We start from the raw sequence: 25,889 nt of genomic DNA, 5'->3' as shown, positions 1-25,889 counted from the left end.
GAATCGATGCGCTTGCTCCCCTATAATGGCGCGCTTTCGCGGTCGTTATCAGGACGCTCATCGCGATGAACTTCGCGATAGACATCGCGAGCTGGAGAAAAGACATGTCAGAACGTAGCGCTACAGTAAGCCGCGATACGCTGGAAACTCAGATCACCGTGACCGTGAATCTGGATGGTAGTGGTAAAGCCGAGTTTGATACCGGGCTGCCCTTCCTCGAGCATATGCTCGATCAGATTGCGCGCCACGGCATGATGGATTTAGCGATCAAAGCGAATGGCGACCTGCATATCGACGCTCACCACACGGTGGAGGACATCGGTATTACCCTGGGCCAGGCTTTTACCAAGGCGGTAGGCGAGCGCAAGGGTATACAGCGTTACGGGCACGCCTATGTTCCTTTGGATGAGGCTTTGTCGCGTGTTGTGATCGACTTTTCGGGTCGGCCGGGTCTGGAGTTTCATGTGCCGTTTACCCGTGCGGCCGTGGGCAACTTCGACGTGGATCTGTTTTACGAATTTTTCCAGGGTTTTGTTAATCACGCCCTCGTAACCCTGCACGTCGATAATCTCCGCGGAGATAACAGCCATCACCAGGTTGAGACGGTGTTTAAGGCTTTTGGTCGTGCATTGCGCATGGCGCTCAGCGCAGACCCGGCTATGGCTGGCGTGACGCCATCAACTAAGGGCGTCCTCTAAGCCGGGGGTTTTCTGCAGAACACGTTCCGGAGACGACTGTGAACGGCTCTTCCAAAAACAATAGCGTAGCTGTCATTGACTACGGCATGGGCAATCTGCACTCCGTGGAGAGTGCTCTGCTCCATGCCGGTGCTGATGAAGTGATCGTGACTCACGACGCCGATTTGATTCGTAGCGCTGACAGGGTGGTTTTCCCCGGAGTGGGGGCGATCCGTGACTGCATGTCCGAGATAAGACGTTTGCACTGTGACGATCTGCTGGATACGGCGCTTCGCGAGCAGCACAAGCCGGTGCTAGCGATATGCGTTGGTATGCAGGCTCTTATGCAGCACTCAGAGGAGAACGGCGGCGTTGACTGTCTGGGCTTACTCGAGGGGCAGGTTCGTCATTTTGGCGCACCGCTTCAGGATCAGGACGGGGGGCGACTCAAGGTCCCGCATATGGGTTGGAACCGTGTTCATCAGGAGCGGCCTCACCCGCTGTGGCAAAACATAGCCGACGGTGAGCGTTTTTACTTTGTGCACAGCTATTACGTGGATGCGAGTGATCGCTCGCTGCTGGCCGGCAGTGTGGACTACGGTGTCAAAGCCGATGCGGCGTTGGCGCGGGACAACCTGTTTACCGTGCAGTTTCACCCTGAGAAGAGCCACCGGGCAGGACTGCAGTTGTTGAGTAACTTTTTGAACTGGGATGGAACATGCTGATTATTCCGGCAATTGATCTTAAGGATGGGCAGTGTGTTCGTCTTCGTCAGGGCGAGATGGATGACAGCACGGTGTTCTCTGACAATCCCGTTGCTACTGCGCAGCGCTGGGTGGATGAGGGATGCCGACGGTTGCATCTTGTAGATCTAAATGGCGCTTTCGCCGGTACACCCGTTAATGGCGATGCCGTGACTGCGATTGCCAAAGAGTTTCCAGAGCTGCCTATTCAGATTGGCGGTGGTATCCGTGATCTTGAGACCATCGAGTTTTATCTGAATGCGGGCGTTAGCTACGTAATCATTGGCACCCAAGCCGTGAAGCAACCGACCTTTGTAGCTGAAGCCTGTGGGGCGTTCCCGGGCAAGATTATCGTCGGCGTGGATGCTCGAGATGGTCGCGTCGCTACCGATGGATGGGCCGAGGTTTCTGCGCTGCAGGCTACGGATCTTGCAAGGCGCTTTGCCGATAATGGCGTCAGTGCCATCGTCTATACGGATATTGCCCGTGACGGCATGATGCAGGGCGTAAACGTTGAGGCCACGCTGGACATGGCGCAGGCGGGAGGTATCCCTATCATTGCATCGGGTGGAATTACCAATATGCGCGATATACGCGCGCTGGCAGCGCTCAACAGTGCCGGCATTACCGGGGCGATTACGGGGAGAGCCATTTACGAAGGCAGCCTTGATCTTGCAGAAGCGCAGCAATACTGCGACGAGAATGCTGCCTGATGGGTCTTGCAAGGCGCATCATCCCCTGCCTGGATGTGGACAATGGCCGTGTCGTTAAGGGCGTGAACTTTGTCGATATCCGTGATGCCGGCGACCCCGTCGAAATTGCAGCGCGCTATAACGAGCAAGGCGCGGACGAAATCACTTTCCTGGATATCACCGCCAGCCACGAAGACCGCGACACGACGGTTCACATGGTAGAAGCAATCGCCCGGGAAGTGTTTATACCGCTTACCGTAGGTGGTGGTATTCGCAGTGTCGAAGATATTCGTAGCATGCTCAACGCGGGTGCTGACAAGGTAAGTATCAATACCGCGGCCATTCATGATCCTGATCTTGTACGTCGCGCCTCCGAGCGATTTGGTGCCCAGTGCATTGTGGTGGCTATCGATGCAAAGCGGGTAGATGACGTGAACGGAAAGCCCCGCTACGAGATTTTTACCCATGGTGGGCGCAAACCCACAGGGATCAATGCTGTGGAATGGGCGCAGCGTATGGCTGAGCTCGGCGCGGGCGAGATTCTCCTTACGAGCATGGATCGTGACGGCACCCGTGACGGCTTTGAGCTGGGTGTTACGCGTGCGATCACCGACGCCGTTGATATTCCAGTCATTGCTTCAGGTGGTGTAGGTACCCTTGAGCATCTGGTTGATGGCGTGAATAAGGGCGGTGCTGACGCGGTTCTTGCGGCGAGTATCTTTCATTTTGGGGAGTTCACCGTGGGTCAGGCGAAGGACTATATGGCCGAGGCAGGCATAGAGGTGCGCCGCTAACTTCGGCCCAGGGTCTTGCTAGCTAGCTCCCGGAGCCCGCGATGAATGCACTAATGAGCTTGGCAGACTCCTCGCTGGTGCCCGGCGCCAGGATATCGCCAGTCAGTACGTGAGGGCTGAGGCTCTCAGGATTCTCCACTTTATGGATTTTCTTCTGATCTGCAGGTAGTTGCTCAAAGCCTGCGAGCAATTTGCTGACTGACACGACGTCATCCTGAGGCGAGTAAATCAGCATCGATTTGGGGCTGGCAGCTTCAGGAGTCAGCTCCACAGCAAGATTGACCAGACGCATCAATTCTACGATGGATGCCGTGGGGTAATCCGTTGACCAGTATTTTTCCTGCAGCGGGTTTGCCGCGACCCAGGATCGCCGCTCTCCCAGGATTAATCGTGCGAGCTGAGGTCCGTAGGGTCCCGTGGTGATTCCCGAGCCTCCTCCGGCAGGTCCAAAGTTAGGCGATACCAAAACCAGACTATCGACTAATGAAAAGTCCGGATGCCTGGCCATAGCCAGAGCGACTGTGGCGCCAGTGGATGTCCCCATAAGGATGATTTTGTCACCGAGAGCCTTTGCGATAGCGAGCGCTTCCGCGCCGTCATCCAGCCAGTCCTCAGCATCGATATCCGCGAGTTGTTGCTGCTTACGGCCATGGCCTGCGAGACGTGTTTCAAACAGGTTCGCACCCAGCGACTGCGCTACAAGCTCGGGCACGGGCGCAATTTCCTGACGAGTTGCAGAAAATCCGTGCAGGTATACCAGCACGTACTCACTGCGCGTCCCCGGCTGACCAGCCCACAGGATTCGCTTCTCAGCACCGTCCGTTATGCCAAAGCTCGCGTCAGCGCTGGCTTCCTGCTTGCGGAGATAATCTTCAATGGCGTCAGGAATTACTGCGGTAGGCGGCTCAGCGGGCAAGCGAGCCGGCTTGGTCGCCAATCCACCCAGAACAATAGCGACAGCCGTTATGCCTAGTAGGCTTAGGATCATCTTTTTGCCGGTCATTACCTTGTGATCAACGTGACTTTGAGTTGGCAGGCTTGATGGTCTCTGTGATCAGGGTTCGATGCCGTCATCGTCAACAGAAGCGGTTTGCTGCCCCTCAGGCAAACTTGTGGGCATTCGAGGATTAATGATGTTGATTCCTTTTAGCAGGATCAGCGCTTCATACAGCTGGTTGTCCCGGGAGATGAGGCCCTTGCTGGCTTCCGCCTCGACAGCCTCCTGAGCGCTGGTGTTGTCCAGGTGTCCTGCAAGATCCTTTTCGCTAACCCTGCCGGACTCGTCAAAGGTTTCTACCTTGGCCCGCTCCACAACAATGTCCGGCTTAATCCCCTCAGCCTGAATGGATCGGCCGTTGGGTGTGAAGTAGCGCGCCGTTGTGAGTTTTACAGCGCGGGATTCCGAAATTGGCAAGACCGTCTGGACCGAGCCTTTACCAAAACTCTGGGTACCCATGACGACGGCTCGAGCGTGATCCTGAAGTGCCCCGGCGACGATCTCCGAGGCGCTGGCAGAGCCACGATTAATAAGAATAACCAACGGTGTACCGTCGGTAATATCGCCAGCAGCGGCGCCGTAGTTCTGCGCTGCGTTATTCAGACGGCCCTCGGTGTAGACCACATTGCCGCTGTCCATAAACAATCCAGCCACGTCGACACTGGCGCCAAGGACGCCGCCGGGGTTGTTCCGAAGATCAAGGACCAGGCCTTTAAGAGGCTGTTCTGCCATGAGCTTTTCGATGGAGGTTTTTACGTCGTCGCCGGTCTTTTGCTGAAACTGTGAAATACGCAAATACCCAAAGCCAGGCTCGAGCCATCGCTCGCGCACGCTCGCCACGCGAATAGTGTCCCTAACGAGAGTGACGTCAAAAGGCTCCTGCTCGCCGGGACGACCGATGGATACCACGATCTCACTTCCCTTTGGGCCGCGCATTTTCTCGACAGCTTTGTTCAGGCTCATCCCGCGAATAGCGGTGCCGTCCAACTTGAGGATGACATCCCCCGATTGGATGCCGGCATCGGTAGCGGGGGATCCATCAATAGGTGAGATGACTTTCAGAAAACCGTTTTCCATACCCACTTCGAGGCCCAGACCGGAAAATTCGCCACTTGTGGAGGTTTGCAGATCTTCATAGGCGTCTCGCTCAAGATATACGGAGTGGGGATCGAGACCGCTGAGCATGCCTTTGATGGCGTATTCCAGCAGGGTGCTGTCGTCGACTTCTTCGACGTAACCGACTCGAATCTGATTGAACACGTCAGCAAAGGTGCGTAGTTCATCCAGAGGCAACGCCGTGGCGTCTGTGTCCTCTTGTGCGAACGTGCCTGGCGCGTTGCTCAGTAAAAAGCCCGCGACGGCGGCGGTAAGAATTCGGCGTGCTTTTGCCGCTCTACCGGCGCTATTGTCTGTGCTCATGGTGGTGTCCATAAAGTGTCTTCGTAACGTATTCACGGTTTGCATACAGTAGTTTTGCAACCTCAGTGTAGCCTAATCCGCAGGTGGTCTATCTTCATCTAACCTCGGCACCATCCCTGAGGGTCCGTAGGCTTGCCATCTTTTCGAATCTCGAAGTACAGCCCAGGCTCGCTCTGTCCCCCACTATCACCTACGGTAGATACCGGAGCCCCTGCGTTAACCCAGTCGCCAACTTCGCGAAGAAGGCTTTCGTTGTGTGCGTAAAGGCTCAGATAGCCCTCACCGTGATCAATCACCAGAAGTAGTCCTGAGCCCCGGAGCCAGTCCGCATAGACAACGCGGCCATGATGAATAGCAGCCACGGTGCTGCCCGCCTCGGCCTTCAGACGAACCCCTTGCCAGCGCATTTTTCCCTGGTTTCTCGGACCGCCAAAGCGATTGGTCCTGCGGCCCTGCACAGGCCAGTTCATGCTGCCCTTGGCGGCACTAAAAGGTTCGACATCGTCTTCCGGGATAAGTTGCGCAAGGGCGGCGTCGATCTCTGTAAGCAGATTTTCCAGTTGCTCACGGTCTTGCTCTCGGGCGGCGAGCTGCGCCGCGTCGCTTTTGAGCGAGGTGTTGATCTCTGTGAGCAGCACTTGTCGACCCTGGCGCTGTTTTTCGAGCTCCCGTTGTTGTTTGTCCAGAGCCGCGCGCTGCTCCTCCAATTGGCTCTCCCGCGTTTCCAGCTCTTGGCGCAGCTCTATCAGCGAGCTTAGGGTGGCTCTATAACCATCAAGAAGTTCGCTCCGTGCCGCGAGAATGTAGCGGTAGTAAGCAAGCATGCGGGCTAGGAGCTGGGGATCCTCCTCCGTGAGTAGAAGCTTGAGTTGGTCATTGCCTCCTCCCTTGTAGGCTTCGCGGATCTCTGCGGCCACGGCATCGCGCTGAGCCTCAGAGTCATTCTGAAGTTGGCTTTCTTCGGCGCCGAGCCGAGAGATTTCGTTCTGATTATTGCGGATGGCTGAGCGCGTGGCTTTTTGTTGCTCTTGCAGACGACCTAAAGCGGTTTCGCTAGTTCGCAGTTCGGCCTGTAGCGAGTTCCGCTGTTTCTCCCGCTTGGCCTGCGCTGCGGTGATTTTTGCGATGTCTCTCTCGAGCTGTGCCAGCCGCTCTCGAGTTTCCTTGGCGTCTGCACCAGATGCACTTTGAGCCTTTAGCTGGGGAGCTTCTATAGCAACAGCCACGAGCAGCAACGCGACCGTGAGCCCGCCGAGAAGTCTCCGGGCTATTTGCCGTGCTGACGCTTTGTAGCTCACAGGCAGCGATCAAGACTCCTCATTGGTGGACGTAATCAAGCTGCGGCCACTCATTTCTTCGGGCTGATCAAGGGCCATGAGAGTGAGGAGCGTGGGCGCGATATCAGCCAAAATGCCACCCTCGGGGTTGAGCGTGAGTGCGGTGTCGCCCATATAGATCAAAGGCACGTGCTCCGTCGTGTGCTGGGTATGCAGCTGTCCGGAATCGTAGTCCTGCATCTGCTCACAATTACCGTGGTCGGCAGTTACCAAAGCTTGTCCGTTAACCTCCTGAAGTGCGTTCTTGACACGTGCAAGACAGCTATCCAACACCTCCACGGCCTGCATTGCAGCGGTGTAACTCCCTGTATGGCCGACCATGTCGCCGTTGGCGTAGTTGCAAACGATAAGGTCGTACTCGCGAGAGCAAATAGCTTCCACGAGTTTGTCAGTGACTTCGGGGGCACTCATGGCGGGTTGCAGGTCGTAAGTCGCGACATCCGGCGAGGCCACGAGAATGCGGGTTTCATGCTCAAACTCCTCTTCGCGACCGCCGCTAAAGAAGAATGTGACGTGAGCATACTTCTCTGTTTCAGCAATACGCAGTTGTGAGAGGCCTTTGTCCGCCACCCAGGCTCCTAACACGTTGCTGAGTTTGCTCGGGGGGAACGCGCAGGCAGCGGGCATCCCCGCAGCGTACTCGGTAGTCATCACAAAACCCGAAAGCTTGGGTCGTTGTACCCGAGTAAAGCCGCTAAAGTCGTCATCGACGAATGTTTGCGCCAGTTCTCGGGCGCGATCAGCGCGAAAGTTCATAAACAGGACGGCATCGCCATCACTGATGGGGGCGGCCTCGCCGATGCGCGTAGGAGCAACAAACTCGTCGTTCTCGTCCCGGCCATAGGCAGCGTGCAAGGCCTCGACCGCCGTATTGGCGACATTGTCACTCTCTCCCTGCGTTAACAGGCGATACGCTGGCTCTACTCGCTCCCAGCGCTGATCACGATCCATAGCGTAGTAGCGGCCGGTAACAGTAGCGATTCGGCCAACACCGAGATCCTCCAGACAGGTTTGCGCCGCAAGCAATGACGCCTCGGCGCTGCGCGGCGGCGTATCGCGGCCGTCCAGAAAGGCATGCAAATAGACCTTCGCCGCGCCTCGCTCTGCGGCGAGGCGCAGTGCCGCCAAAATTTGTCGTTCGTGACTGTGCACGCCACCGGGAGACAATAGGCCCATGACGTGAACAGCGCCGTCTGCAGCGATAGCTCCGTCAATAGCATCACAGTAGGCTGAGTTGCGGTTGAAGCTGCCATCGCTGATTGCCTTGTCAATGCGCGAAATGCTCTGATACAGCACCCGACCCGAACCCAGGCTCATATGCCCGACTTCCGAGTTGCCAAACTGTCCTTCGGGTAAACCCACATCCAGCCCGGACGCCGATATCAAGGTGTGGGGCGCTGTGCTCCACAGGCGATCCCAGGTGGGGGTGTCTGCGTTGGCGATCGCGTTATCCCGGGTATCTTCGCGATAGCCCCAGCCGTCGAGAATGATCAAAACTGTCGGGGTTTTTAGCTGTTCTTGCATGCTCGGGTCACTCGGTTTGCTGAATCAATGAGAAGTGCAGACAGGGTGAGCCGGCTGGCCCTGTCCCCTACTATTGCGATTCTACCGATTGTCGGCCAAAGGCGCATTTTTCGGGGTGGAGCCGCCTACGGTCAAACTGTATACTCCCCGACCTTTTCGGTCTTCGGGCCTTGTCGGTATACCTACGGGATCATGGAACTCTTCTTAGAATTTGCAGCGCAGCAATGGATACTTATGGCCGCACTGGCGGCCACGATAGCGATGCTTGTCGCGCACGAGGGACGCAAGTCCGGCCCTGCACTGAGTCCTCAGCAGGCCATTAACGTGGTGAATCGCGAGGACGGCGTGTTTGTGGACCTGCGAGATGCTGCCGCGTTTAAGCAGGGACACATCGTCGAGGCAGTTCATATACCCATGACCAAACTGCAGGAACGCAGCGCAGAGCTTGATTCCTACAAGGACAAGCCCGTGGTGTTGGTGTGCAAAATGGGCCAACAGGCAGCGACAGCAGGAAAGCAACTGCGCGCAGCGGGCTTCAACCAGGTTTATAAGATGGCGGGGGGCATGATGGAGTGGTCAAGCTTGCAACTGCCCACGGTTAACAAGTAGACCGCCCCGACATGAGCTCCGAAGTTACCCTCTACAGCACTCGATTTTGCCCCTATTGCGTGGCCGCAAAGCGCTTGCTCGACGCCAAAGGTGTTTCTTACCGCGATATACCTGTGGATGGTGATCCGGAGCTGCGACAGCAAATGAGCCAACGCGCGGGGCAACGTACAGTTCCGCAGATATGGATCGGAGAGAGCCACGTAGGGGGATACACCGATCTTGCGGCTCTTGAGCAGCGTGGACTTCTCGATGGTCTTTTGAGCGCGACAGCAAACGATTAGCACAATATTCGCGATAAAATTTTTAATTTTCTTACTGATAGGAGTATGAGCAATGGCTGAAGAACAGGCAGCAGCAACCCAGGAACCGGCGCAGCAGCAGTTTGTATTGCAGCGTATTTACAACAAGGACCTGTCTTTTGAGTCCCCCGCTACCCCGGAAATCTTCAAGAAGCAGTGGCAGCCCAAGGTCAATGTCGACCTCAATACGCGCAGCAATGCCATCGACGAAGAAGGCAACTTTGAGGTTGTACTTACCATCACTGTGACTTCAAAAATGGAAGAGGACACGGCGTTTCTGGTAGAGGTTCAGCAGGCTGGAATCTTCTTTATTACGGGCTTTGAGCCGGATCAGCTTCGTCGCGTACTGGGTACTGCAGCGCCAAACATCCTGTTCCCTTACGCTCGTGAGACTATTGATAACCTGGTAGTGAAGGGTGGATTCCCGGCACTCATGTTGTCACCCGTTAGCTTTGATGCCTTGTTTGAGCAGGCTTTGGCTCAGCAAGCCCAGCAGCAAGCGGCTGCTGAAGAGCCAGCGGCTAACTAAGTTACCTGTGATGCGGCTTCCTGAGTGCGGCTTAGGCCATGCCCGGGAAGCCCTGCTGGCGCAGCCCCTCATACAGCACCAGAGCGGCCGTATTGCTCAGGTTCAAGCTTCGACTATCCGGAAACATAGGCACTCTCAGGCAACGATGGACGCCCAGGTCGTCTAAGGTCGCTGCTGGCAGCCCGCGCGTTTCTGGTCCGAAAAGCAGTACGTCTCCATCGCGATAATTTGCTTCCGTGTAGTTCCGCGTTCCCCGCGTGCTGAGAGTCCATATGCGTGGCTCGTCCAGTGAGCTAATCATCGCTTCGAGACTGTCGTGCACCTGCACTTTGGCGAACTCACGATAATCAAGACCCGCACGTCGCAGTTGCTTGTCATCCAGGGTAAACCCCAGAGGCTTGATCAGGTGCAAAGGGCAGCCCGTGTTTACGCACAGGCGCATGATGTTACCCGTGTTGGGGGGTATCTCCGGTTCGTAGAGCGCTACTTGGAGCATGGCTCAGATATCTTCGCTACCTAGTTCTTTCATTTTCCGTGTCAGGGTGTTTCTTCCCCAACCCAGGAGCTCAGCCGCGTCGCGCTTGCGACCTCGGGTATGCGCAAGGGCCACTTCAATAAGGGCTTTTTCGAACGCCGGCATCGCGTCGCGAAGAATGTGTTGCTTGCCGCTGACCAGTTCCGTGCGCGCCCACTGGCAGAGCAGTTCCTGCCATTGCATCTCCTGCTCTCCCGCTGCCTCTTCGCTGTTTCGGCCGAGTTCCGGCGGTAGATCAGACAAGTGAATCTCACGCCCCGATGCCATGACGGTTAGCCATCGGCAGGTGTTTTCCAGCTGACGAACGTTTCCGGGCCAACTCAGTGAGCTCAGGAACTGCTGCGTCTCTGGCAGAAGAATTTTAGGTTCGCCACCGAGTTCTCTTGCGGCTTTATCGAAAAAGAACTCCATTAAACGCGGTATGTCTTCCTGACGTTCGGATAGTTTTGGGATGTGGATGCGAATCACGTTCAGGCGATGGAAAAGGTCCTCACGAAAATCGCCTTTGCGCACCAGCCCCTCAAGGTCCTGGTGTGTCGCGGCAATGATTCGTACATCAGTGCGCTGGGAGGTATGACCGCCTACACGATAGAACTCGCCATCTGCGAGGACGCGCAGCAGCCGGGTTTGAGTCTCTGCAGGCATGTCACCGATTTCATCGAGAAACAGTGTTCCTCCGTTGGCCTGTTCAAAGCGACCCTCCCGGCGGGTGTTAGCACCGGTAAACGCGCCTTTTTCATGTCCAAAGAGCTCTGATTCCATGAGGTCCCGGGGAATTGCCGCCATGTTGAGCGCGATAAAGGGCGCATTTGCTCGCGGGCTATGCCGATGTAGCGCCTGAGCCACGAGTTCTTTGCCGGTACCGGATTCACCATTGATCAGCACAGTGATATTGCTGTGCGCGAGACGACCAATCGCCCGGAATACCTCCTGCATTGCCGGCGCTTCGCCAATAATTTCGGGTGTCTCGTTCTTGCTGGAGCCAGTTTTTGCAGGTTGTCGCCCCAGTTCTCGAGCTTGCGCTAAGGCCCGCTCCGTTACCGCTACAACCTCGTCGATATCAAAGGGCTTGGGCAAGTACTCAAAGGCACCTTGCTGATAAGAAGCCACTGCACTGTCCAGATCGGAGTGTGCTGTGGTGATGATTACCGGCAGATCGGGGTGGTGCTCACGTATGCTCTTAAGCAGGTCAAGACCGTCCATGCCGGGCATGCGGATATCGCTTATCACCACGTCCGGCTGGTCGTCCTCCAGGCGCTGGAGCATTGATTCCGCATCTGCGAAACACTCGCGGGCGATATCCGCCTGGGACAGGGCCTTTTCGAGGACCCAGCGTATGGATTGGTCGTCGTCGACGATCCATACCGAGCGGGAATTTTGCATGTTAATTGTCCATAGGTAGATAGATGGTGAAACAGGTTTCCCCGGGGCGGCTTTCGCAAGTTAACAAGCCTCCATGGCGGCTAACGATAGATTGGGATATGGAGAGGCCCAGACCGGTTCCCTCGGGCCGCCCGCTTACCATGGGGATAAACAGTGTTTCGCTCAGTTCTTGAGGGATGCCCGGACCGTTATCGATGATGTCTACTTGACACACAAGGCGATGACGCTTCTCGCCAATGGTGAACTGCCGCTGCGAGCGACTGCGAAGCGTCAGAGCACACTGGGGTTGATTCTCTGTTGCCTGAAGTGCGTTTCCGACGATGTTCAGCAAGGCCTGTATCAGCAGGCCGCGGTCACCGTTGATCGCGGGGAGGCTGGGGTCGTAATCGCGCTGAATGGCCATTCGCTCGCCCGCTTCGACCACTGCCAGCTGTAACACGTGCTCCAGAACTTCGTGCACATTTAACGACGTTAAAGCAGGTTGCTTGTTGGGACCGAGGAGGCGGTCAACCAAGTCTCTCAGTCTGTCTGCTTCCTGGATGATGATGCCCGTGTATTCCTGGAGTGAGCCTTCGGGCAGCTCGCGCTCCAGTAGCTGAGCAGCGCCGCGAATGCCGCCTAAAGGGTTCTTGATCTCGTGAGCAAGACCGCGAACTACAGCCTGTGTTGTTTCCTGGGCACTCACGATATTTTCTTCGCGGCTGATGCGCAGGAGACGATCCACGGGTTGCAGCTCAATGAGATAGGCCAGGTTTGCAATCTCGCGCATGGGGGAGACGACGATATCGGCGAAAATGGGTTTGCCGTCGCCAGTGTCCAGAGGGAGGCCTCGCCGCACGATAGCGCGACCTTCTTCTGCCGCCTGGTCTAGCGTCGCCCGCCACGGCACATCGGGGGTTTCGAGTTCGCAGATCATGATTCCGAGAATGCGCGCCTCAGACAACTGGAGCAATGATTCGGCGGCGGGGTTTATCAGGCGCACACGATAGTCGGCATCCAATCCGATGATGCCGCTATTGATGCTATCGATGATGTCTTGTTGCAGCATTTGAAGCTGTTACGCGACCAAGTTGGACCACAGTGCTTAATAATGAAGCAAAAATGGAGCCATGTCCGTGCTTTTGTCGAGTCGCGCTTCGGAGTTAGGGATTTAGAGCTTTTTAAGTAAGTAAGTACACACTTACTGATTGTTTGTGCGCGATGAATAAGCGGTTAAAGCCGAGCAGGCGACCCTAATTGAACATATGCACCAATACGGTGCAAGAGAAGGCTATTGATGAACTAGCGGCCAATACCTGGTCGCAGGACGTAGATACGCACGCTCTCGGAGGTGGCAACGATCTTTCCCTGGGACGTAGTGCGCCGCACCATCAGGTCGTGGGGGCCGCGCAGAGCGCCTTCGACGAACCAGCTTCCTGAAGACTGCGCCTGGCCCTGCTCTACTCCATCTATGAGGAGTACGAGTCCTTCACCGCGACCTAAAGCGGGGCTTGCGGAGGCGCTGACAGTAAAGTTGCCCGGACCCATGGCAATGGTACTTTCGTTGGCTGGCGAGACAATTGTCACTGCAGTCTCGACCTCCGGCTCAGATTCTGACCTCGCTGTTGAGCTTGCTGGCTGGCGGGATTCTACCGGAGCGGCGGTGTTGATTTCATTGAGCTCAACTTTCTCAACAGTCTTGTCAGTGCTGTTTCCCATAGTCGGAGGGGTATCGGTGAATACCACTCCATTCTCGCTATCGATCACTTTGTACACCTGGCCCCAGCCGTAGCTTGCGGGAGCCACCAGGGTCAGGGTCATGGCAACAAGAATGGCTTTTCTGTAACGGATCATGGCAGCTCTCCATAGAGTCTGAGCTTACCGTAGCAGATCAATGGGCAAAAAAAAGCCCGCTCAATGAGCGGGCTCCTGTGCTGCTGCCCTTGGGCAGATCAGACTGAGTAGTACATATCAAACTCAACAGGGTGAGTTGTCATGTCGAGTGTCTCAACTTCTTCAGACTTAAGGGCGATGTAACCGTCGATCATATCGTCGGTGAATACGCCGCCCGCCGTGAGGAACTCACGATCGGCGTCCAGCGCTTCCAGTGCCATGGTGAGGCTGGATGCAACGGTTGGGATCGCGAGTGCTTCTTCAGCAGGTAGGTCATAGAGGTCCTTGTCCGCAGCATCGCCAGGGTGAATCTTGTTCTGAATGCCGTCCAAGCCAGCCATGAGCATTGCTGCGAATGACAGGTATGGGTTTGCCGTTGGATCCGGGAAGCGAACCTCTACGCGCTTGCCTTTGGGGCTCGGCTCGTAGGGAATACGAATAGACGCAGAGCGGTTACGCGCTGAGTAGGCCAGCATTACAGGTGCTTCGAAGCCAGGAACCAGTCGCTTGTAGCTGTTGGTAGAGGCATTAGTGAACGCGTTCAGGGCGCGGGCGTGCTTGATGATACCGCCGATGTAATACAGCGCGGTCTCAGACAGGCCAGCGTATCCGTCGCCGGCAAAAACGTTCTCGCCGTCTTTGCTGATGGACTGGTGTACGTGCATGCCGGAACCGTTGTCACCGACCAAAGGCTTCGGCATAAAGGTTGCGGTCTTGCCGTAGGCATGGGCTACGTTGTGCACGCAGTACTTGAGAATCTGTACTTCGTCAGCCTTCTCGATCAGGGTGTTGAACTTTACGCCGATCTCACACTGGCCCGCGGTACCCACTTCGTGGTGGTGAACCTCGATAGGAAGTCCCATCTGCTCCATGGCAGCACACATCGCTGCACGGATGTCGTGCAGTGAATCGACCGGAGGCACCGGGAAGTAGCCGCCTTTAACGCCCGGGCGGTGACCAATGTTGCCATCGTCAAAGCTGTGGTTCGATGCCCAGGCAGCTTCTTCTGAATTGATAGAGTAGCCGGCACCCGACATGTCCGCATGCCACTTAACGTCGTCGAAGACGAAGAATTCGGGCTCGGGACCAAAGTAAGCGGTATCGCCAATGCCTGTAGACTTGAGGTATTCCTCAGCGCGATGTGCAACAGAGCGGGGGTCACGCTCGTAGCCTTGCATGGTCATAGGCTCAACAATGTCGCAACGTAAGATAACGGTTGTATCGTCGGTAAAGGGGTCCAGCACGCTGCTGTTATCGTCGGGCATGAGGATCATGTCTGACTCATTAATGCCTTTCCAGCCGGCGATGGAGGAGCCATCAAACATCTTGCCGCCGTCAAAAAAGTCTTCGTCGACTTCGCTGGACGGGATAGAGACGTGCTGCTCCTTGCCGCGGGTATCTGTGAAGCGCAGGTCTACCCAACCGGCTTCGCTTTCTTTAATCAGGTTCAGAGTCTTCTCTGACATTATGGGTCCTCCAGTTGGGAAAGTTGGTGCTAATCACGCCGGGAAAATACCTCCCGGGGACATGCACCTTAACAGTAAAAGTGCGTTAGGAAACAGCAAGACCTGTGCCACGACGGTGCCTTTTACAAACGATTGATAACTAAAAGGTTTTACGCAGTGGTGAGCGCTCCCTGTGACGAAATGCGGCCTTTTGGTGCTGATACGCACCAATTTAGCGCAATTATTGAATAAGACTCTCGCAGTGTGTGCATTGTGCCGCCTCGCGCCGCTGTGCAGGCTCGCAATCCGCCGCTATAATCGCGGCCTTTTTTAACCCCCAACCCTTTTAAAGAGCTGCCGGATAACGCTGACTGCGCCGGGGCCGGACTATCGCTGTGATCGAAAAGCTTCGCAACATCGCCATTATTGCCCACGTAGACCATGGCAAGACCACCCTGGTCGACTGCCTCCTTCGGCAGTCCGGAACCCTCGATCGTCGCAATGCGGACGCCGAGCGCATCATGGACTCCAACGACCAGGAGCGAGAGCGTGGCATTACCATCCTGGCGAAGAACACGGCCATTACCTACGGCGACCACCGCATCAACATCGTGGACACCCCGGGCCACGCCGATTTTGGTGGCGAAGTGGAGCGAGTGCTTTCCATGGTCGACTCTGTGCTCTTGCTGGTCGACGCGGTTGATGGCCCCATGCCCCAGACGCGCTTCGTAACCTCCAAAGCTTTTGCGCAGGGACTGCAACCCATCGTGGTGATTAACAAGGTTGACCGGCCCGGTGCTCGGCCTGACTGGGTGGTAGATCAGGTGTTCGATCTTTTTGATGCCCTTGGCGCTAGTGAAGAGCAGCTGGATTTCCCGATCATCTATGCATCGGCTCTAGAGGGTATTTCGGGGTTGGATCACGAGGACATGGCGACCGATATGACGCCATTGTTCGAAACTATTCTTGAGCACGTGCCTGCTCCCGACGTTGATGTCGATGGACCGCTGCAGCTGCAAGTGAGTGCTTTGGATTACAACAGTTATGTCGGCGTGATCGGGGTGGGTCGTATTACCCGGGGCGTGTTGCGACCCAATACCCAGGTGGCGGTGATTGATCGCGAAGGCGGACGGCGTAACGGTCGTGTCCTGAAGGTCATGGGCTACATGGGCCTTGAGCGTATTGATACCAATGAAGCCTCTGCTGGCGATATCGTCTGCGTGACGGGTATCGAAGAACTGAATATTTCTGACACGCTTTGTGATCCCGCGAACCCCGATGCTCTGCCTCCTTTGAGCGTTGACGAGCCCACGGTGAGCATGACCTTTCAGGTCAATGATTCGCCTTTTGCGGGCAAGGAAGGAAAGTACGTTACCTCCAGAAATATTGCAGAGCGCCTCGAAAGGGAGTTGATTCACAACGTAGCCCTGCGCGTTGAGCCCGGTGATAGCCCCGACAAGTTCAAGGTGTCGGGTCGCGGAGAGCTGCACCTTTCTGTACTTATCGAGACTATGCGTCGCGAAGGCTTTGAACTGGGCGTGTCCCGTCCGGAAGTTATCCGTAAGGAAGTTGATGGCGTGATCCATGAGCCCTTCGAGGAGTTGGTCATCGATTGCGAGGACCAGCATCAGGGCGCGCTGATGGAAGAGCTGGGTGCCCGTCGCGCTGAGCTTAAGAACATGAGCCCTGATGGAAAAGGCTGGACCCGACTGGAGTTCATCGTGCCGGCCCGTGGACTTATTGGTTTTCGATCGCTGTTTCTGACGCTGACATCGGGCAGCGGCACGCTCACGCATATTTTCGATCACTACGGGCCGGTGAAAGACGCGCCGATCAGTCATCGAAACAATGGTGTGCTCGTTTCTATGGTCAAGGGAAAGACTCTCGCTTACGGCCTCTTTAATCTGCAGGATCGTGGGCGTTTGTTTGTTGATCCGAATATCGAGGTATACGAAGGACAGATCATCGGATTGCACAGTCGTGGCAATGATCTGACGGTTAATCCTACCAAGGCCAAACAGCTTACCAACGTGCGTGCGTCGGGTACGGACGAGGCCTTGGTCATGACGCCTCCCACACGACATACCCTCGAGCAGGCCCTGGAGTTTATCGAGGACGATGAACTGGTTGAGGTAACGCCGGAGAGCATCCGCCTGCGTAAGAAGCTCCTGCTGGAGCACGAACGTAAGCGCGCCGCGCGAAGCTAGCCCCCGTGCGCGCCTTGCTGCAGCGCGTGCAGAGCGCGTCGGTATCCATCGATGATGAGGTGGTGGGAAGCATTGATGCTGGCCTGCTGGTCTTCCTGGGTCTGGAGCCGGGGGATAGCAAAGCCCTGGGCGAGAAGCTTCTCGAGCGTGCGCTGAGTTATCGGGTCTTTGCCGATGATCAGGGTCGCATGAACCGCAGTCTTCGCGATGTGTCCGGTGGTCTGCTACTGATATCGCAATTCACACTGGCGGCTGATACGACGCGAGGCTTGCGCCCAGGGTTCTCTACTGCGATGCCGCCGGTCGAAGCAGAGCCTTTGTTCCAGAAGCTGTATAGCCATCTACAGAGTGTTTACCCATCAGTGGCCGGAGGGCGCTTTGGCGCCGATATGCAGGTAAGCCTGATTAACGACGGTCCGGTGACTTTTTTGTTGAGTGCGTCTTAAGCCTGAGCGTGTTCCTGCAAGATTTTAGGTCTGACCGGTACTCGGGTGTTGCATGTGGATGTGCGGGATACCGTCTTCCAAATAGGGCTCAGAGCACACCACAAAACCCAGGGATTCATAGAATCGTTGAAGTTGGGCCTGGGCACCGATGAGAATGGGGCTTTCGGGCCAGCTGGCGAGATTAAAATTGACACCTCTGCGCACCAACTCTCTGCCCAGATCTTTCCCTCGTTGTGAGGGGTCTACGATGATTCTGCCCATGGAACTCACCTCCTCGTAGGGAGTGCCCGGAGGCAGGCAGCGTTGATAGGCCAGCAGTCGACCGGCTTCGCGGTAAGACCAATGCCACGCTGCGCTATCCAGGCCATCGGGGTCCAGATACACGCAATCCTGCTCAACTACAAAGACTGCCGAGCGAAGCTGCAGTATGTCGTAGACATCGCTGCCGGAGAGGGCGGAGAAGGGCTGGCAGGACCAGCCGGATTCATCGAGCATCCTGTTTGCCTGATAGTAAAAGAGGTGAACATGCTAGCGAGTTGCCTGGAATCTCGCTACTTCAGTTGTTCTCGCTGGGTGGAGAAATTGTTATCATCTTACGATTAGCGCTAAGCAATGCGCTCCCAGGAGATAGCACCCTAACCCATCATGCTAGCAAGCGTTGAATTACCTGATGATTTTAAGCTGCTGAACCAGCAGTACCGGGGGTTAGTGCAGGCGCTTTTGGCTGACATTGAGCTCCTGCCGATTCGCGTGGAGGTGGCTCCGACCCTCAGCGGTAACTTCCGCGGTTTTGATCCGGCTAAGTTCTATCTTGTCGCCAGCGGAACGGTGACAGTCCGTTACTCGGATCGTGCGGTTTATCTCCTCGAGGAGGGGGATATTCTCCTCCCCGATGTCACCGGTAGTCGGGATCCCGATGCGGCCGTGTTCTATGGCAGTGAGGCAGGCGCCAGCCTCAACAGCTTCAGCGCTTTGGAGTTTATGCAGCAGGTATTTGCCCGTCCCAGCATGACCAAGCTCTGGACCCGGCTCCTGGTCACCTACAGCGGGATGCTGCTTCGTCTGACTGCCATGCATACGCAAGTTGATGTGGTTACGACGCCCGGTTTTGCATTGTATGAACCTGGTGAGGTCATCATCACTCAGGGCGAACGTGCTCAATTTGTTTTTAATCTCACGTCCGGCCTGGCGGACGTTATGGTGGACGGTGTGCCCGTGGGCATTATCAGCCCGGGAGAAATTTTCGGCGCCATGGCGGCACTCACGCACGCTGATCGCAGCGCCACAGTGCGAGCGCGAAGCCGCTGCAGTGTAGTGAAGGTGCCCACGAGTCAGTTTACAGAGCTCATCAAGAGCAACCCGGCGACGATTCAAGCGCTGCTAACGGATATGGCAAATTCCATTGTCAGTCTGAACGAGCAAGTCGTACAGCAGCGAGTTGGAAGTAATTCAGATACCCAGGGAGGCGACGAAGCCTGACCTGCACAGATTGTACAAACGGCCGCGAATTCCTTCGTGATGGCATGGTGTTGCCAGCACCTTCTGAGAGACCCATAAATGACTGAAAGCAATACCATCGATGACGATGGCGTCGAGGGCATATCGTTAAAGCAGTACGCCGAGAAAGCGTACCTCGACTATTCCATGTACGTAATTCTGGACCGTGCGCTGCCGCACATCGGTGATGGGCTCAAGCCCGTACAGCGACGCATTGTCTACGCTATGAGTGAGCTGGGCTTAAAAGCGAACGCCAAGTTTAAAAAGTCCGCGCGAACCGTGGGCGACGTGATTGGTAAGTTTCATCCCCATGGTGATAGCGCGGCTTACGAGGCCATGGTTCTTATGGCGCAGAACTTCAGCTATCGCTATCCACTGGTCGATGGGCAGGGCAACTGGGGATCACCGGACGATCCCAAATCCTTCGCCGCGATGCGCTACACCGAATCACGTCTCACCGCCTACGCGGATGTGTTGTTGGGCGAGCTGGGGCAGGGCACCGTAGACTGGACCCCCAATTTTGATGGCACCATGGATGAGCCGTCGCTGCTGCCCGCGCAGGTCCCCAACATACTGCTCAACGGGACCACGGGAATTGCCGTGGGTATGGCGACAGACATTCCGCCACACAATCTCCGTGAAGTAGTGACAGCGGCGATTACTTTATTGGATGCGCCAAAGACCAGTCTTGGGGAGCTCTGCGAGATTGTTCAGGGCCCGGACTACCCTACGGAAGCGGAGATCATCACACCGCCCGAGGATATCGCTCAAATCTATGCCACGGGCCGCGGGGGCATTCGCATGCGCGCTGTCTGGGAGCTTGAGCATGGCGATATCGTCGTCCACGCACTCCCTCATCAAGCCTCTGGCTCACGAGTACTTGAGCAGATCGCGCAGCAGATGCAGGCCAAGAAACTGCCGATGGTTGCCGATCTTCGTGATGAATCGGATCATGAAAATCCGACTCGCCTGGTCATCGTGCCACGCTCAAATCGTATCGATCGCGAGGGGCTCATGAGTCACCTCTTTGCGACTACGGATCTGGAGCGCACCTACCGCGTCAATCTCAACATGATTGGTATCGATGGTCGTCCCGGGGTGCGCAGCCTGGATGGCATTTTGAAGCAGTGGCTCAAGTTTCGCCGGGAGACTGTGCGCCGGCGTTTGGACTACCGGCTGGAACGGGTGCAGCGTCGTTTGCACATTCTGGAAGGCTATCTCGCAGCCTATCTGAATATCGATGAGGTGATTCATATCATCCGCACCGAAGAGCATCCCAAGCCGGCGCTGATGCAGCGTTTTGAGCTATCGGATATGCAGGCGGAAGCCATTCTAGAGCTGAAGTTACGAAATCTTGCCAAGCTCGAAGAGATGAAAATTCGTGGAGAGCAGGACGAGCTTGAGAAAGAGCGCGACTGGCTTGAGAAAACCCTGGGTTCCGAGGCGCGCCTCAAGACGCTGATCAAAAAAGAGCTTGCGGCGATTGCTGAGAAGTATGGCGATGACCGGCGCTCGCCGCTGGCAAGCCGCGAGGAAGCCCGGGCCTTCAGTGAGCTGGAGCTCATGACCGCGGACCCCATCACCGTTGTGCTCTCTGAGAAGGGTTGGATTCGAGCCGCGAAGGGTCATGATATGGACCCCGAGACACTCAGCTACAAATCCGGGGATAGCTTCAAACTTGCAGCGCGAGGGCGTAGTAACCAACCCGCGGTGATTCTTGACTCGACGGGTCGCGCTTACACGCTGGCGACGCACAATTTGCCGTCCGCCCGGGGGCAGGGTGAGCCTCTGACCGGGCGTATCAATCCGCCCTCAGGCGCCGGTTTCGACGGTCTTATGATGGGCGACAACGATCAGCGTTGCCTGTTGGCATCCGATGCGGGCTATGGTTTTGTCACGACTCTGGGTGAGCTGCAAACCAAGAATCGAGCAGGGAAGGCGGCTTTGAGCCTGCCTGCCGGCGCACAAGTGGTCAGTCCGGTGCCCATTGTGGAGGGCGCGCAATGGGTGGCGGCGGTCAGCAACGAGGGTCGGCTACTGGTTTTTCCCTTGGCGGACCTGCCAAGTTTGGCCCGCGGAAAAGGCAACAAAATCATAGCTATTCCCGGGCCCAGAGCCCGAGATAGAGAGGAGTTCGTGATTGCGACGGCGGTGCTCAAGGACGACGATGGTTTGACCGTGTGGGCCGGGAAGCGTCACTTGACACTCAAGCGTTCAGAGCTGGATCACTATCACGGGGAGCGTGGACGTCGCGGCAACAAGTTACCCCGGGGTTTTCAGCGCGTGGAAAGAATGGACGTAGCAGACTAAAGAGCGGACTAAAGAGCAGAGAGCAGCGTTGAGAGCTACGTAAAGCGCGTCGAACTCTGATGCACCTCTAAGCCTTGTCCGCGGGGTTCAAAGGTTTAATCCGCTCAACAATCATCTGCGCCTGATGTGCAATGAGGCTTTCCTGTTCCTCTGCCAGCGTCAGGAGTTCGCGGCTTAGGGCGTCTTCCTTCCCATCCTTAGCGAGCTGCGCCGCGGCGTTAAGTTGCTCATCGGTAAAAGCGCTCTCAGCCAGAAGAATCACCGGGTATCGCTTATGGTGCAGACAGGCGTCCCGCAGCTCGTCAATGGTGCCCTGAAGATGTAGCTGGGGGTAAATGTCGCTCGACTGATCCATACCCTCTTCGCATTGCCCAAGAGCCATGGCAAGTTCCAGGGACAGGTTAGTGCGTTCGGTCAGGCCCAATGCAATCGACGCGATAAGCCGCGCACAGCTGGCCGCTCGCAGCGCTTCGCTGCCGGCGTTGGTCTGCGGGCTAAAGCTAATAATGACACCGAAAGGTCGCACAACGATGAGGTTTCCCCGGTAGCACTGAGCGGCTGCCTGCACGATTTGTTGAAGCCTGCGAGTGTAACGATGAAGATTGGACTCCCCCAGCGTGTCTACATAGCGTGCCAGGCTCGCCAGATGGACAAAGAGAATTGACACCTGTTGAAACTCCGTTGCTGCCGCTGGTACCGGGGCGTGACCCCGGAGCATCTCCAGAGGAAGGGCTTCTACGCTACGCTGAAGTCTTGAGATTTCATTTTCCAAATCTCCATCGACGGTTTCGGGCAGTGCGAGTCGCGTGTTTATAGCGTCTAGTGATGTCGCCAGGCGCTGGGCAAAAAATCGCGTTGTCATGAACACCAAGAGGCTTAAGGCAGCGGCCAGGGCTAATAGAGAAAACAGGAATCGCCAGCGGCTCTCCTGTCCTGCGCTGCTGTCAACCGCAACCAGCACTTCTCCCGCAATGCCGTCTGCAATGCGTATAGGCGCACTGTACTGCGTGAGATTTGGGCCGCTGACAATGCCTGCAGTGCCCATCGCCATGCCTTCGACATCGCGGATGGTGATACCGCCAGCGAGAGAGCTGTCCACGAATCGCTGGAGTGACGCCCGGGCGCTAAGAAGGTCGCCGCGCTGTAAAGCCTCGCGAACAGTGGCCGATACCTGTTGCGCAAGGGATTCGCCATACAGTCGCTCGCGTTCATTCTGCAAGTATTCGCTGGAGGTGCCGGCGAGCCACAGTAAGCATAGACCCACAATGAGTGTGCAGCCGGCTGCCAGTATGGGCAGCTGTGAACTAAGGCTGAGGTCTTTAAATCGCTGCATGGATTCGTTCGTTTGCACTGTGGTGTGTCAAAGTATAAGCGGGGGCAAGCCACGACGTCATGGTGTTACGGTGCTGAGTTAGACTTAGCCACCAAGTTTTCTCACGTACAGGGTTTTATTGTGACGACAATCGGTTTTTCCTTGCCGGGAACACTCACTTATTCCTCATTGCAGCGGCTTTTGCCGCTGTTGGTTGCTGCCGATTCGGCGCATTTTACGGCTGAACCGCCGGCCCTGACTTTACTCTGCGAGACGACTACGGATCCGATCAGCGATCAAGTGGCCCACACGTTGACTGAACTGGGTTTGCATTGGCAGGCGCAGACAGTATCCAGCAGTGCAGGCGATGGCGATACACCACTTTATCGGCATGCTGATGCGGTGCTCACATTGATTGTTCCTCCCGGTGGTGACTTGCCGGCGGAACTCCCCGCGAAACTTGCAGAGTGGAACCTTGAGCTGCGGGCATTGCGGCGATTGTCACCAAGACCCGGTGCAACATCAGGGCAGGAACTGGCAGTGGAGTTCTACTTGGATGATTGGGCGCGCTGTGCTGATCGACGCTCGATTCTGCAGGAGCTGGCAACACGCTGGGAAGTCGATCTCACACTTGCGCCCAGCGACAGTAAACGCCCCCGACGTCGGCTTATTGCCTTTGATATGGATTCAACCCTCATCCAATGTGAGGTTATCGATGAGCTTGCCCACCGCGCGGGCGTTGGCGATGAGGTGGCGGCGGTCACCGCGCGAGCTATGCGGGGGGAGCTTGATTTTCGCAGTAGTTTTCGCGAGCGCATGAGCAAGTTGCGAGGCCTGGATGCTGCTGAGATAAAGGCAGTGAGTGCGAACCTTTCACTGATGCCGGGTGCCGCGGCTTTGCTGCGGGTACTCCGCTCCCAAGGCCATTATACGGTGATTTTGTCCGGCGGATTCGACTATTTTGCCCGGGAAGTACAATCCATGATTGCTATTGATGAGGTTCACGCCAATCACCTGCAGATTATTGAGAACCAGCTGACGGGCGACGTGGACGGCGAAATCGTTGATGCTGAACGTAAAGTGATGCTGCTTAAAGAGATTGCTCAACGAGAGGGCTTTGATATGGGGGATACGGTCGCCGTGGGTGACGGTGCGAACGATTTGCCAATGCTGGGGACTGCAGGTCTGGGAATCGCTTTCCACGCCAAACCGCGGGTTCGTGAAACAGCTCCTTGCGCAGTTAATATTGCCTCTCTAGAGGCATTGCTTTACGTGTTGGGGGCTCCCGCTTAAGGCCGTGAGCTGAACAGATCAGATATCTGTCCAGATTGAATCGAAAGCAGCCGTGGGTAAATCTTCCTTTTTGGAATTCTCTATATCGTCTTCCAGCTGTCGTATGTATTCAAAATCCATCTGGCCAAAATAACCGGTAGAGGACACTTGGCGCTTAAGCTTCACCAGCGACGAGTCTTCTTCGCAGGTCACGGTAATACGCTGCCCCTCTTTAAACACCATTCGAGGGACCACCAGGGTATGGGCCTGTCCGACCACAGGAATCTCTGGCAGCAGCAGTACGCGAATAGGTTTGGAGAACTCCCCATTGGGCATCTTAATCTGTGCGGCGTAAGCGGCGCCGCGAGGGCTGATGAGTTCCAGACCTAAGAACGTTGGCGCGTGCTTTACCTGGCTGATCCAGCGAATCACCGCGATGGTCCAGTCCGCCTGTTCCATACTGGACTCCCGAACGCATACGATGTCGCCGATGTGCACGCTATCCGGTGGGTCAATCCACTCGACGCAGTAGCCTCCCGGACTGGTGTTGGTTGTCTTTACTGAAAAAACGGTATGGCGAACGGGTTTTACTGCCTGAGCCTGAGCGTCCTGCTCCTGCGCGAGTTTGGAAAATTTGTCGACGTCTACACCGAGGTCGATTTCCTGATCGGAAGCATGTTCTTCCACTTCGTCTTCTGGATTGGCTTCCTGCCATGCGTCTCCGTGGCTGGCAGGCGTGATAAACGGGTTCAGTCCGTCTGTGGACTCTTCTGATTCGTCATACTCCAGCCCGCGAAAAACCTCGTTCAGACTGCGCTGTCCGGCAACAAAGTAGTGCACGTTGCTTAGGCCTGTGGCTAGCTCCAGCGAGACGCGGGATTGTTGTCGAGCAAAGTTTCGCTGGCTAATCTCGCCCAGGGACTTGATCAGGTGCCCCAGGAGATTGGCGTCGAGACGCGTTTCCCGGTCAAACTCAATAACACTCAGTCCCTGTGTGCCGCGCGACTTCTTGAGTTCCTCGAGATGGCTGACCAAGGCCTTGGTATTGATGTAGCGGAACTGTGTTCGTCCCCTTCGCACAAGAAGCTCAGAGAAGGCCGGGGCCTGATCGCTCAGCATGTCGACGGCGAACAAACCCTCACCAAGTTCAGGGTCCTGTAGCTCCGCCAGGTCTCGCCACTCCTGAAACGCTCGGTAAGCGCTGGTGATGTCGTGTTGGCGAAGCTGGTTTGGTTTGGAGCATGCAAGGAGAAGTGCTGGCAAATATTCCTGCGCAATATTACTGCGCGTTTCGCGCAGAGCATCCTCTACGGGGAGCTTTGCAAGCTGTTGCCGCTCACTGAGGGAGTACAGCTGATGAAGCCCAGCCCAACCGTTTAAATCTACGGGTTGATACAAAATGTAGTCCACGAGAATCTGCTGTCCCGAGAGAACCATCGCGCGGTGTAAAGACTCGCAGGCCAGCTTCGCGGGATTTACACCACTGACGCTGCTGTTGTCCTGAATAGTGTGCACCGCTGCCAGGGTGTAGCCGGCCGCGGTCAAGGAGCATAAATCAGTAATAAGATCCGTCTGAATTTGTTTGTCCGTTTCCAGAAGCGCTGACTGCTTGAGCAGTCCGCGGATTAAAACCGTCAATACGGAATGAATGGGTGTACGCAGAAGCTCGAGGAGTTCGAAGCGCGTCTGGGATGGCAACTTCACACGATTGAGCTCGGACACCGCATTGCGCAGACTCGAGCCTGCGCGTAGATGAGTACCCATGGGCAGCTCGGCTACCCATTTCTCCACGGCTTCGGAGGTGCAGTCGAACAAACTACACGCGTCGAGATCCTGCTGGGGAAGACGCAGGCCTGAAAGTTTTTTCGGCGTCATGGCGCCCAGTCCTTTTTGCCGGGAGCTGATTCCACCGAGCATAGCCTAAATCCGGGGTTTCACGCTAACCCCAAACACTGATTTTGCCCGGCCGGTACGGTATCATCGCGCGCGA

At 56.2% G+C, this 25,889-nt stretch carries 24 protein-coding genes; 12 read left to right on the top strand and 12 right to left on the bottom strand.

All coding sequences use genetic code 11. From position 1 onward, the window contains the following. Positions 1–104: 104 nt before the first annotated feature. From hisB to hisF, 4 genes are read left to right on the top strand one after another with little or no spacing between them, the layout of a single operon-like run. Entirely contained in the window at positions 105–698 is a 594-nt protein-coding gene (hisB, locus tag ACTG39_RS04375; protein ID WP_439106310.1) for an imidazoleglycerol-phosphate dehydratase HisB, read from the top strand. A 38-nt stretch (positions 699–736) separates the two neighbouring features. Further along, a complete protein-coding gene (gene hisH / locus ACTG39_RS04370; RefSeq protein ID WP_439106309.1) occupies positions 737–1,402 on the top strand; it encodes an imidazole glycerol phosphate synthase subunit HisH in 666 nt (221 codons plus the stop codon). Next, positions 1,396–2,133 (top strand): 1-(5-phosphoribosyl)-5-[(5-phosphoribosylamino)methylideneamino]imidazole-4-carboxamide isomerase, encoded by a 738-nt coding sequence (gene hisA, locus ACTG39_RS04365; protein ID WP_439106308.1) that lies wholly within the window; start codon positions 1,396–1,398, stop codon positions 2,131–2,133. Before hisH ends, hisA begins: the two co-directional genes overlap by 7 nt. Then, entirely contained in the window at positions 2,133–2,906 is a 774-nt protein-coding gene (gene hisF, locus ACTG39_RS04360) for an imidazole glycerol phosphate synthase subunit HisF (protein WP_439106307.1), read from the top strand. Before hisA ends, hisF begins: the two co-directional genes overlap by 1 nt. A 22-nt stretch (positions 2,907–2,928) precedes the next feature. Here hisF and ACTG39_RS04355 read toward each other — a convergent pair whose 3' ends face one another. From ACTG39_RS04355 to gpmI, 4 genes are all read right to left on the bottom strand, one after another. After that, the gene (locus ACTG39_RS04355; RefSeq protein ID WP_439106306.1) at positions 2,929–3,909 is read right to left on the bottom strand and encodes an alpha/beta hydrolase; all 981 of its coding nucleotides are present in this window, start codon (positions 3,907–3,909) and stop codon (positions 2,929–2,931) included. Between the two features lie 51 nt (positions 3,910–3,960). Further along, positions 3,961–5,322: a S41 family peptidase gene (locus ACTG39_RS04350; RefSeq protein ID WP_439106305.1), complete on the bottom strand. Its 1,362-nt coding sequence runs from the start codon at positions 5,320–5,322 to the stop codon at positions 3,961–3,963. A gap of 98 nt (positions 5,323–5,420) precedes the next feature. Next, positions 5,421–6,620 (bottom strand): murein hydrolase activator EnvC family protein, encoded by a 1,200-nt coding sequence (locus ACTG39_RS04345; RefSeq protein ID WP_439106304.1) that lies wholly within the window; start codon positions 6,618–6,620, stop codon positions 5,421–5,423. A 9-nt stretch (positions 6,621–6,629) separates the two neighbouring features. Beyond that, positions 6,630–8,183: a 2,3-bisphosphoglycerate-independent phosphoglycerate mutase gene (gene gpmI / locus ACTG39_RS04340; RefSeq protein ID WP_439106303.1), complete on the bottom strand. Its 1,554-nt coding sequence runs from the start codon at positions 8,181–8,183 to the stop codon at positions 6,630–6,632. Positions 8,184–8,375: 192 nt separating this feature from the next. Here gpmI and ACTG39_RS04335 point away from each other — a divergent pair, with 192 nt between their 5' ends. Genes ACTG39_RS04335 through secB form a run of 3 tightly spaced genes read left to right on the top strand, consistent with a single transcriptional unit; the run spans position 8,376 to position 9,620 of the window. After that, positions 8,376–8,792 carry a rhodanese-like domain-containing protein gene (locus ACTG39_RS04335; protein WP_439106302.1) on the top strand — a complete coding sequence of 139 codons (417 nt, stop codon included), beginning with the start codon at positions 8,376–8,378 and terminating at the stop codon, positions 8,790–8,792. 11 nt (positions 8,793–8,803) lie between these two features. Continuing rightward, positions 8,804–9,073, top strand: coding sequence for a glutaredoxin 3 (grxC, locus tag ACTG39_RS04330; protein ID WP_439106301.1), 270 nt, complete (start codon positions 8,804–8,806; stop codon positions 9,071–9,073). 52 nt (positions 9,074–9,125) lie between these two features. Further along, on the top strand, positions 9,126–9,620 hold the full coding sequence (gene secB / locus ACTG39_RS04325) for a protein-export chaperone SecB (RefSeq protein ID WP_439106300.1): 495 nt from the start codon (positions 9,126–9,128) through the stop codon (positions 9,618–9,620). A 31-nt stretch (positions 9,621–9,651) separates the two neighbouring features. On the opposite strand, the gene trmL is transcribed toward secB, so the two are convergent. The 5 genes from trmL to glnA form a co-directional block, all read right to left on the bottom strand. After that, positions 9,652–10,116, bottom strand: a complete 465-nt coding sequence (trmL, locus tag ACTG39_RS04320) for a tRNA (uridine(34)/cytosine(34)/5-carboxymethylaminomethyluridine(34)-2'-O)-methyltransferase TrmL (RefSeq protein ID WP_439106299.1) — start codon at positions 10,114–10,116, stop codon at positions 9,652–9,654. Positions 10,117–10,119: 3 nt separating this feature from the next. Continuing rightward, positions 10,120–11,538 (bottom strand): nitrogen regulation protein NR(I), encoded by a 1,419-nt coding sequence (gene ntrC, locus ACTG39_RS04315; protein ID WP_439106298.1) that lies wholly within the window; start codon positions 11,536–11,538, stop codon positions 10,120–10,122. A gap of 1 nt (position 11,539) precedes the next feature. Further along, positions 11,540–12,586 carry a nitrogen regulation protein NR(II) gene (gene glnL / locus ACTG39_RS04310; RefSeq protein WP_439106297.1) on the bottom strand — a complete coding sequence of 349 codons (1,047 nt, stop codon included), beginning with the start codon at positions 12,584–12,586 and terminating at the stop codon, positions 11,540–11,542. A 233-nt stretch (positions 12,587–12,819) separates the two neighbouring features. Further along, complete coding sequence (locus ACTG39_RS04305; protein WP_439106296.1) at positions 12,820–13,371, bottom strand: hypothetical protein; 552 nt, start codon at positions 13,369–13,371, stop codon at positions 12,820–12,822. 98 nt (positions 13,372–13,469) lie between these two features. Further along, positions 13,470–14,876, bottom strand: a complete 1,407-nt coding sequence (gene glnA, locus ACTG39_RS04300; protein ID WP_439106295.1) for a glutamate--ammonia ligase — start codon at positions 14,874–14,876, stop codon at positions 13,470–13,472. A 374-nt stretch (positions 14,877–15,250) separates the two neighbouring features. Here glnA and typA point away from each other — a divergent pair, with 374 nt between their 5' ends. Further along, complete coding sequence (typA, locus tag ACTG39_RS04295) at positions 15,251–17,062, top strand: translational GTPase TypA (protein WP_439106294.1); 1,812 nt, start codon at positions 15,251–15,253, stop codon at positions 17,060–17,062. Between the two features lie 5 nt (positions 17,063–17,067). Then, positions 17,068–17,508 (top strand): D-aminoacyl-tRNA deacylase, encoded by a 441-nt coding sequence (dtd, locus tag ACTG39_RS04290; RefSeq protein WP_439106293.1) that lies wholly within the window; start codon positions 17,068–17,070, stop codon positions 17,506–17,508. A gap of 24 nt (positions 17,509–17,532) precedes the next feature. Here the strand turns inward: dtd and ACTG39_RS04285 are convergent, their stop codons facing one another. After that, positions 17,533–18,003: a GNAT family N-acetyltransferase gene (locus ACTG39_RS04285; protein WP_439106292.1), complete on the bottom strand. Its 471-nt coding sequence runs from the start codon at positions 18,001–18,003 to the stop codon at positions 17,533–17,535. A gap of 150 nt (positions 18,004–18,153) precedes the next feature. Between ACTG39_RS04285 and ACTG39_RS04280 the strand changes: the two genes are divergently transcribed. Next, entirely contained in the window at positions 18,154–18,987 is an 834-nt protein-coding gene (locus tag ACTG39_RS04280; RefSeq protein WP_439106291.1) for a cyclic nucleotide-binding domain-containing protein, read from the top strand. 78 nt (positions 18,988–19,065) lie between these two features. Next, positions 19,066–21,315: a DNA topoisomerase IV subunit A gene (parC, locus tag ACTG39_RS04275; protein ID WP_439106290.1), complete on the top strand. Its 2,250-nt coding sequence runs from the start codon at positions 19,066–19,068 to the stop codon at positions 21,313–21,315. Between the two features lie 67 nt (positions 21,316–21,382). Here the strand turns inward: parC and ACTG39_RS04270 are convergent, their stop codons facing one another. Further along, a complete protein-coding gene (locus tag ACTG39_RS04270) occupies positions 21,383–22,648 on the bottom strand; it encodes a hypothetical protein (RefSeq protein ID WP_439106289.1) in 1,266 nt (421 codons plus the stop codon). A 120-nt stretch (positions 22,649–22,768) separates the two neighbouring features. Here ACTG39_RS04270 and serB point away from each other — a divergent pair, with 120 nt between their 5' ends. Beyond that, on the top strand, positions 22,769–23,920 hold the full coding sequence (gene serB / locus ACTG39_RS04265; RefSeq protein WP_439106288.1) for a phosphoserine phosphatase SerB: 1,152 nt from the start codon (positions 22,769–22,771) through the stop codon (positions 23,918–23,920). Positions 23,921–23,938: 18 nt separating this feature from the next. On the opposite strand, the gene ACTG39_RS04260 is transcribed toward serB, so the two are convergent. Continuing rightward, positions 23,939–25,774: a GTPase gene (locus ACTG39_RS04260; RefSeq protein WP_439106287.1), complete on the bottom strand. Its 1,836-nt coding sequence runs from the start codon at positions 25,772–25,774 to the stop codon at positions 23,939–23,941. Between the last annotated feature and the right edge of the window lie 115 nt (positions 25,775–25,889).

The sequence above is a fragment of the Congregibacter sp. genome (genome assembly GCF_965662665.1).
Lineage (GTDB): Bacteria > Pseudomonadota > Gammaproteobacteria > Pseudomonadales > Halieaceae > Congregibacter.
The sequence above is the reverse complement of the archived record's forward strand: the minus strand, read 5'-3'. Positions and strand labels throughout refer to the sequence as shown.

What these genes read in the sequence shown, in the direction of transcription:
- ntrC (WP_439106298.1), bottom strand. Translation starts at nt 11,538, where the DNA reads ATGCAAAATTCCCGCTCGGTATGGATCGTCGACGACGACCAATCCATA.
- ACTG39_RS04270 (WP_439106289.1), bottom strand. Translation starts at nt 22,648, where the DNA reads ATGCAGCGATTTAAAGACCTCAGCCTTAGTTCACAGCTGCCCATACTG.
- glnL (WP_439106297.1), bottom strand. Translation starts at nt 12,586, where the DNA reads ATGCTGCAACAAGACATCATCGATAGCATCAATAGCGGCATCATCGGA.
- ACTG39_RS04355 (WP_439106306.1), bottom strand. Translation starts at nt 3,909, where the DNA reads ATGACCGGCAAAAAGATGATCCTAAGCCTACTAGGCATAACGGCTGTC.
- ACTG39_RS04305 (WP_439106296.1), bottom strand. Translation starts at nt 13,371, where the DNA reads ATGATCCGTTACAGAAAAGCCATTCTTGTTGCCATGACCCTGACCCTG.
- ACTG39_RS04335 (WP_439106302.1), top strand. Translation starts at nt 8,376, where the DNA reads ATGGAACTCTTCTTAGAATTTGCAGCGCAGCAATGGATACTTATGGCC.
- secB (WP_439106300.1), top strand. Translation starts at nt 9,126, where the DNA reads ATGGCTGAAGAACAGGCAGCAGCAACCCAGGAACCGGCGCAGCAGCAG.
- grxC (WP_439106301.1), top strand. Translation starts at nt 8,804, where the DNA reads ATGAGCTCCGAAGTTACCCTCTACAGCACTCGATTTTGCCCCTATTGC.
- ACTG39_RS04285 (WP_439106292.1), bottom strand. Translation starts at nt 18,003, where the DNA reads ATGCTCGATGAATCCGGCTGGTCCTGCCAGCCCTTCTCCGCCCTCTCC.
- hisF (WP_439106307.1), top strand. Translation starts at nt 2,133, where the DNA reads ATGGGTCTTGCAAGGCGCATCATCCCCTGCCTGGATGTGGACAATGGC.
- ACTG39_RS04280 (WP_439106291.1), top strand. Translation starts at nt 18,154, where the DNA reads ATGCTAGCAAGCGTTGAATTACCTGATGATTTTAAGCTGCTGAACCAG.
- glnA (WP_439106295.1), bottom strand. Translation starts at nt 14,876, where the DNA reads ATGTCAGAGAAGACTCTGAACCTGATTAAAGAAAGCGAAGCCGGTTGG.
- parC (WP_439106290.1), top strand. Translation starts at nt 19,066, where the DNA reads ATGACTGAAAGCAATACCATCGATGACGATGGCGTCGAGGGCATATCG.
- trmL (WP_439106299.1), bottom strand. Translation starts at nt 10,116, where the DNA reads ATGCTCCAAGTAGCGCTCTACGAACCGGAGATACCCCCCAACACGGGT.
- hisB (WP_439106310.1), top strand. Translation starts at nt 105, where the DNA reads ATGTCAGAACGTAGCGCTACAGTAAGCCGCGATACGCTGGAAACTCAG.
- gpmI (WP_439106303.1), bottom strand. Translation starts at nt 8,183, where the DNA reads ATGCAAGAACAGCTAAAAACCCCGACAGTTTTGATCATTCTCGACGGC.
- ACTG39_RS04260 (WP_439106287.1), bottom strand. Translation starts at nt 25,774, where the DNA reads ATGACGCCGAAAAAACTTTCAGGCCTGCGTCTTCCCCAGCAGGATCTC.
- ACTG39_RS04350 (WP_439106305.1), bottom strand. Translation starts at nt 5,322, where the DNA reads ATGAGCACAGACAATAGCGCCGGTAGAGCGGCAAAAGCACGCCGAATT.
- hisA (WP_439106308.1), top strand. Translation starts at nt 1,396, where the DNA reads ATGCTGATTATTCCGGCAATTGATCTTAAGGATGGGCAGTGTGTTCGT.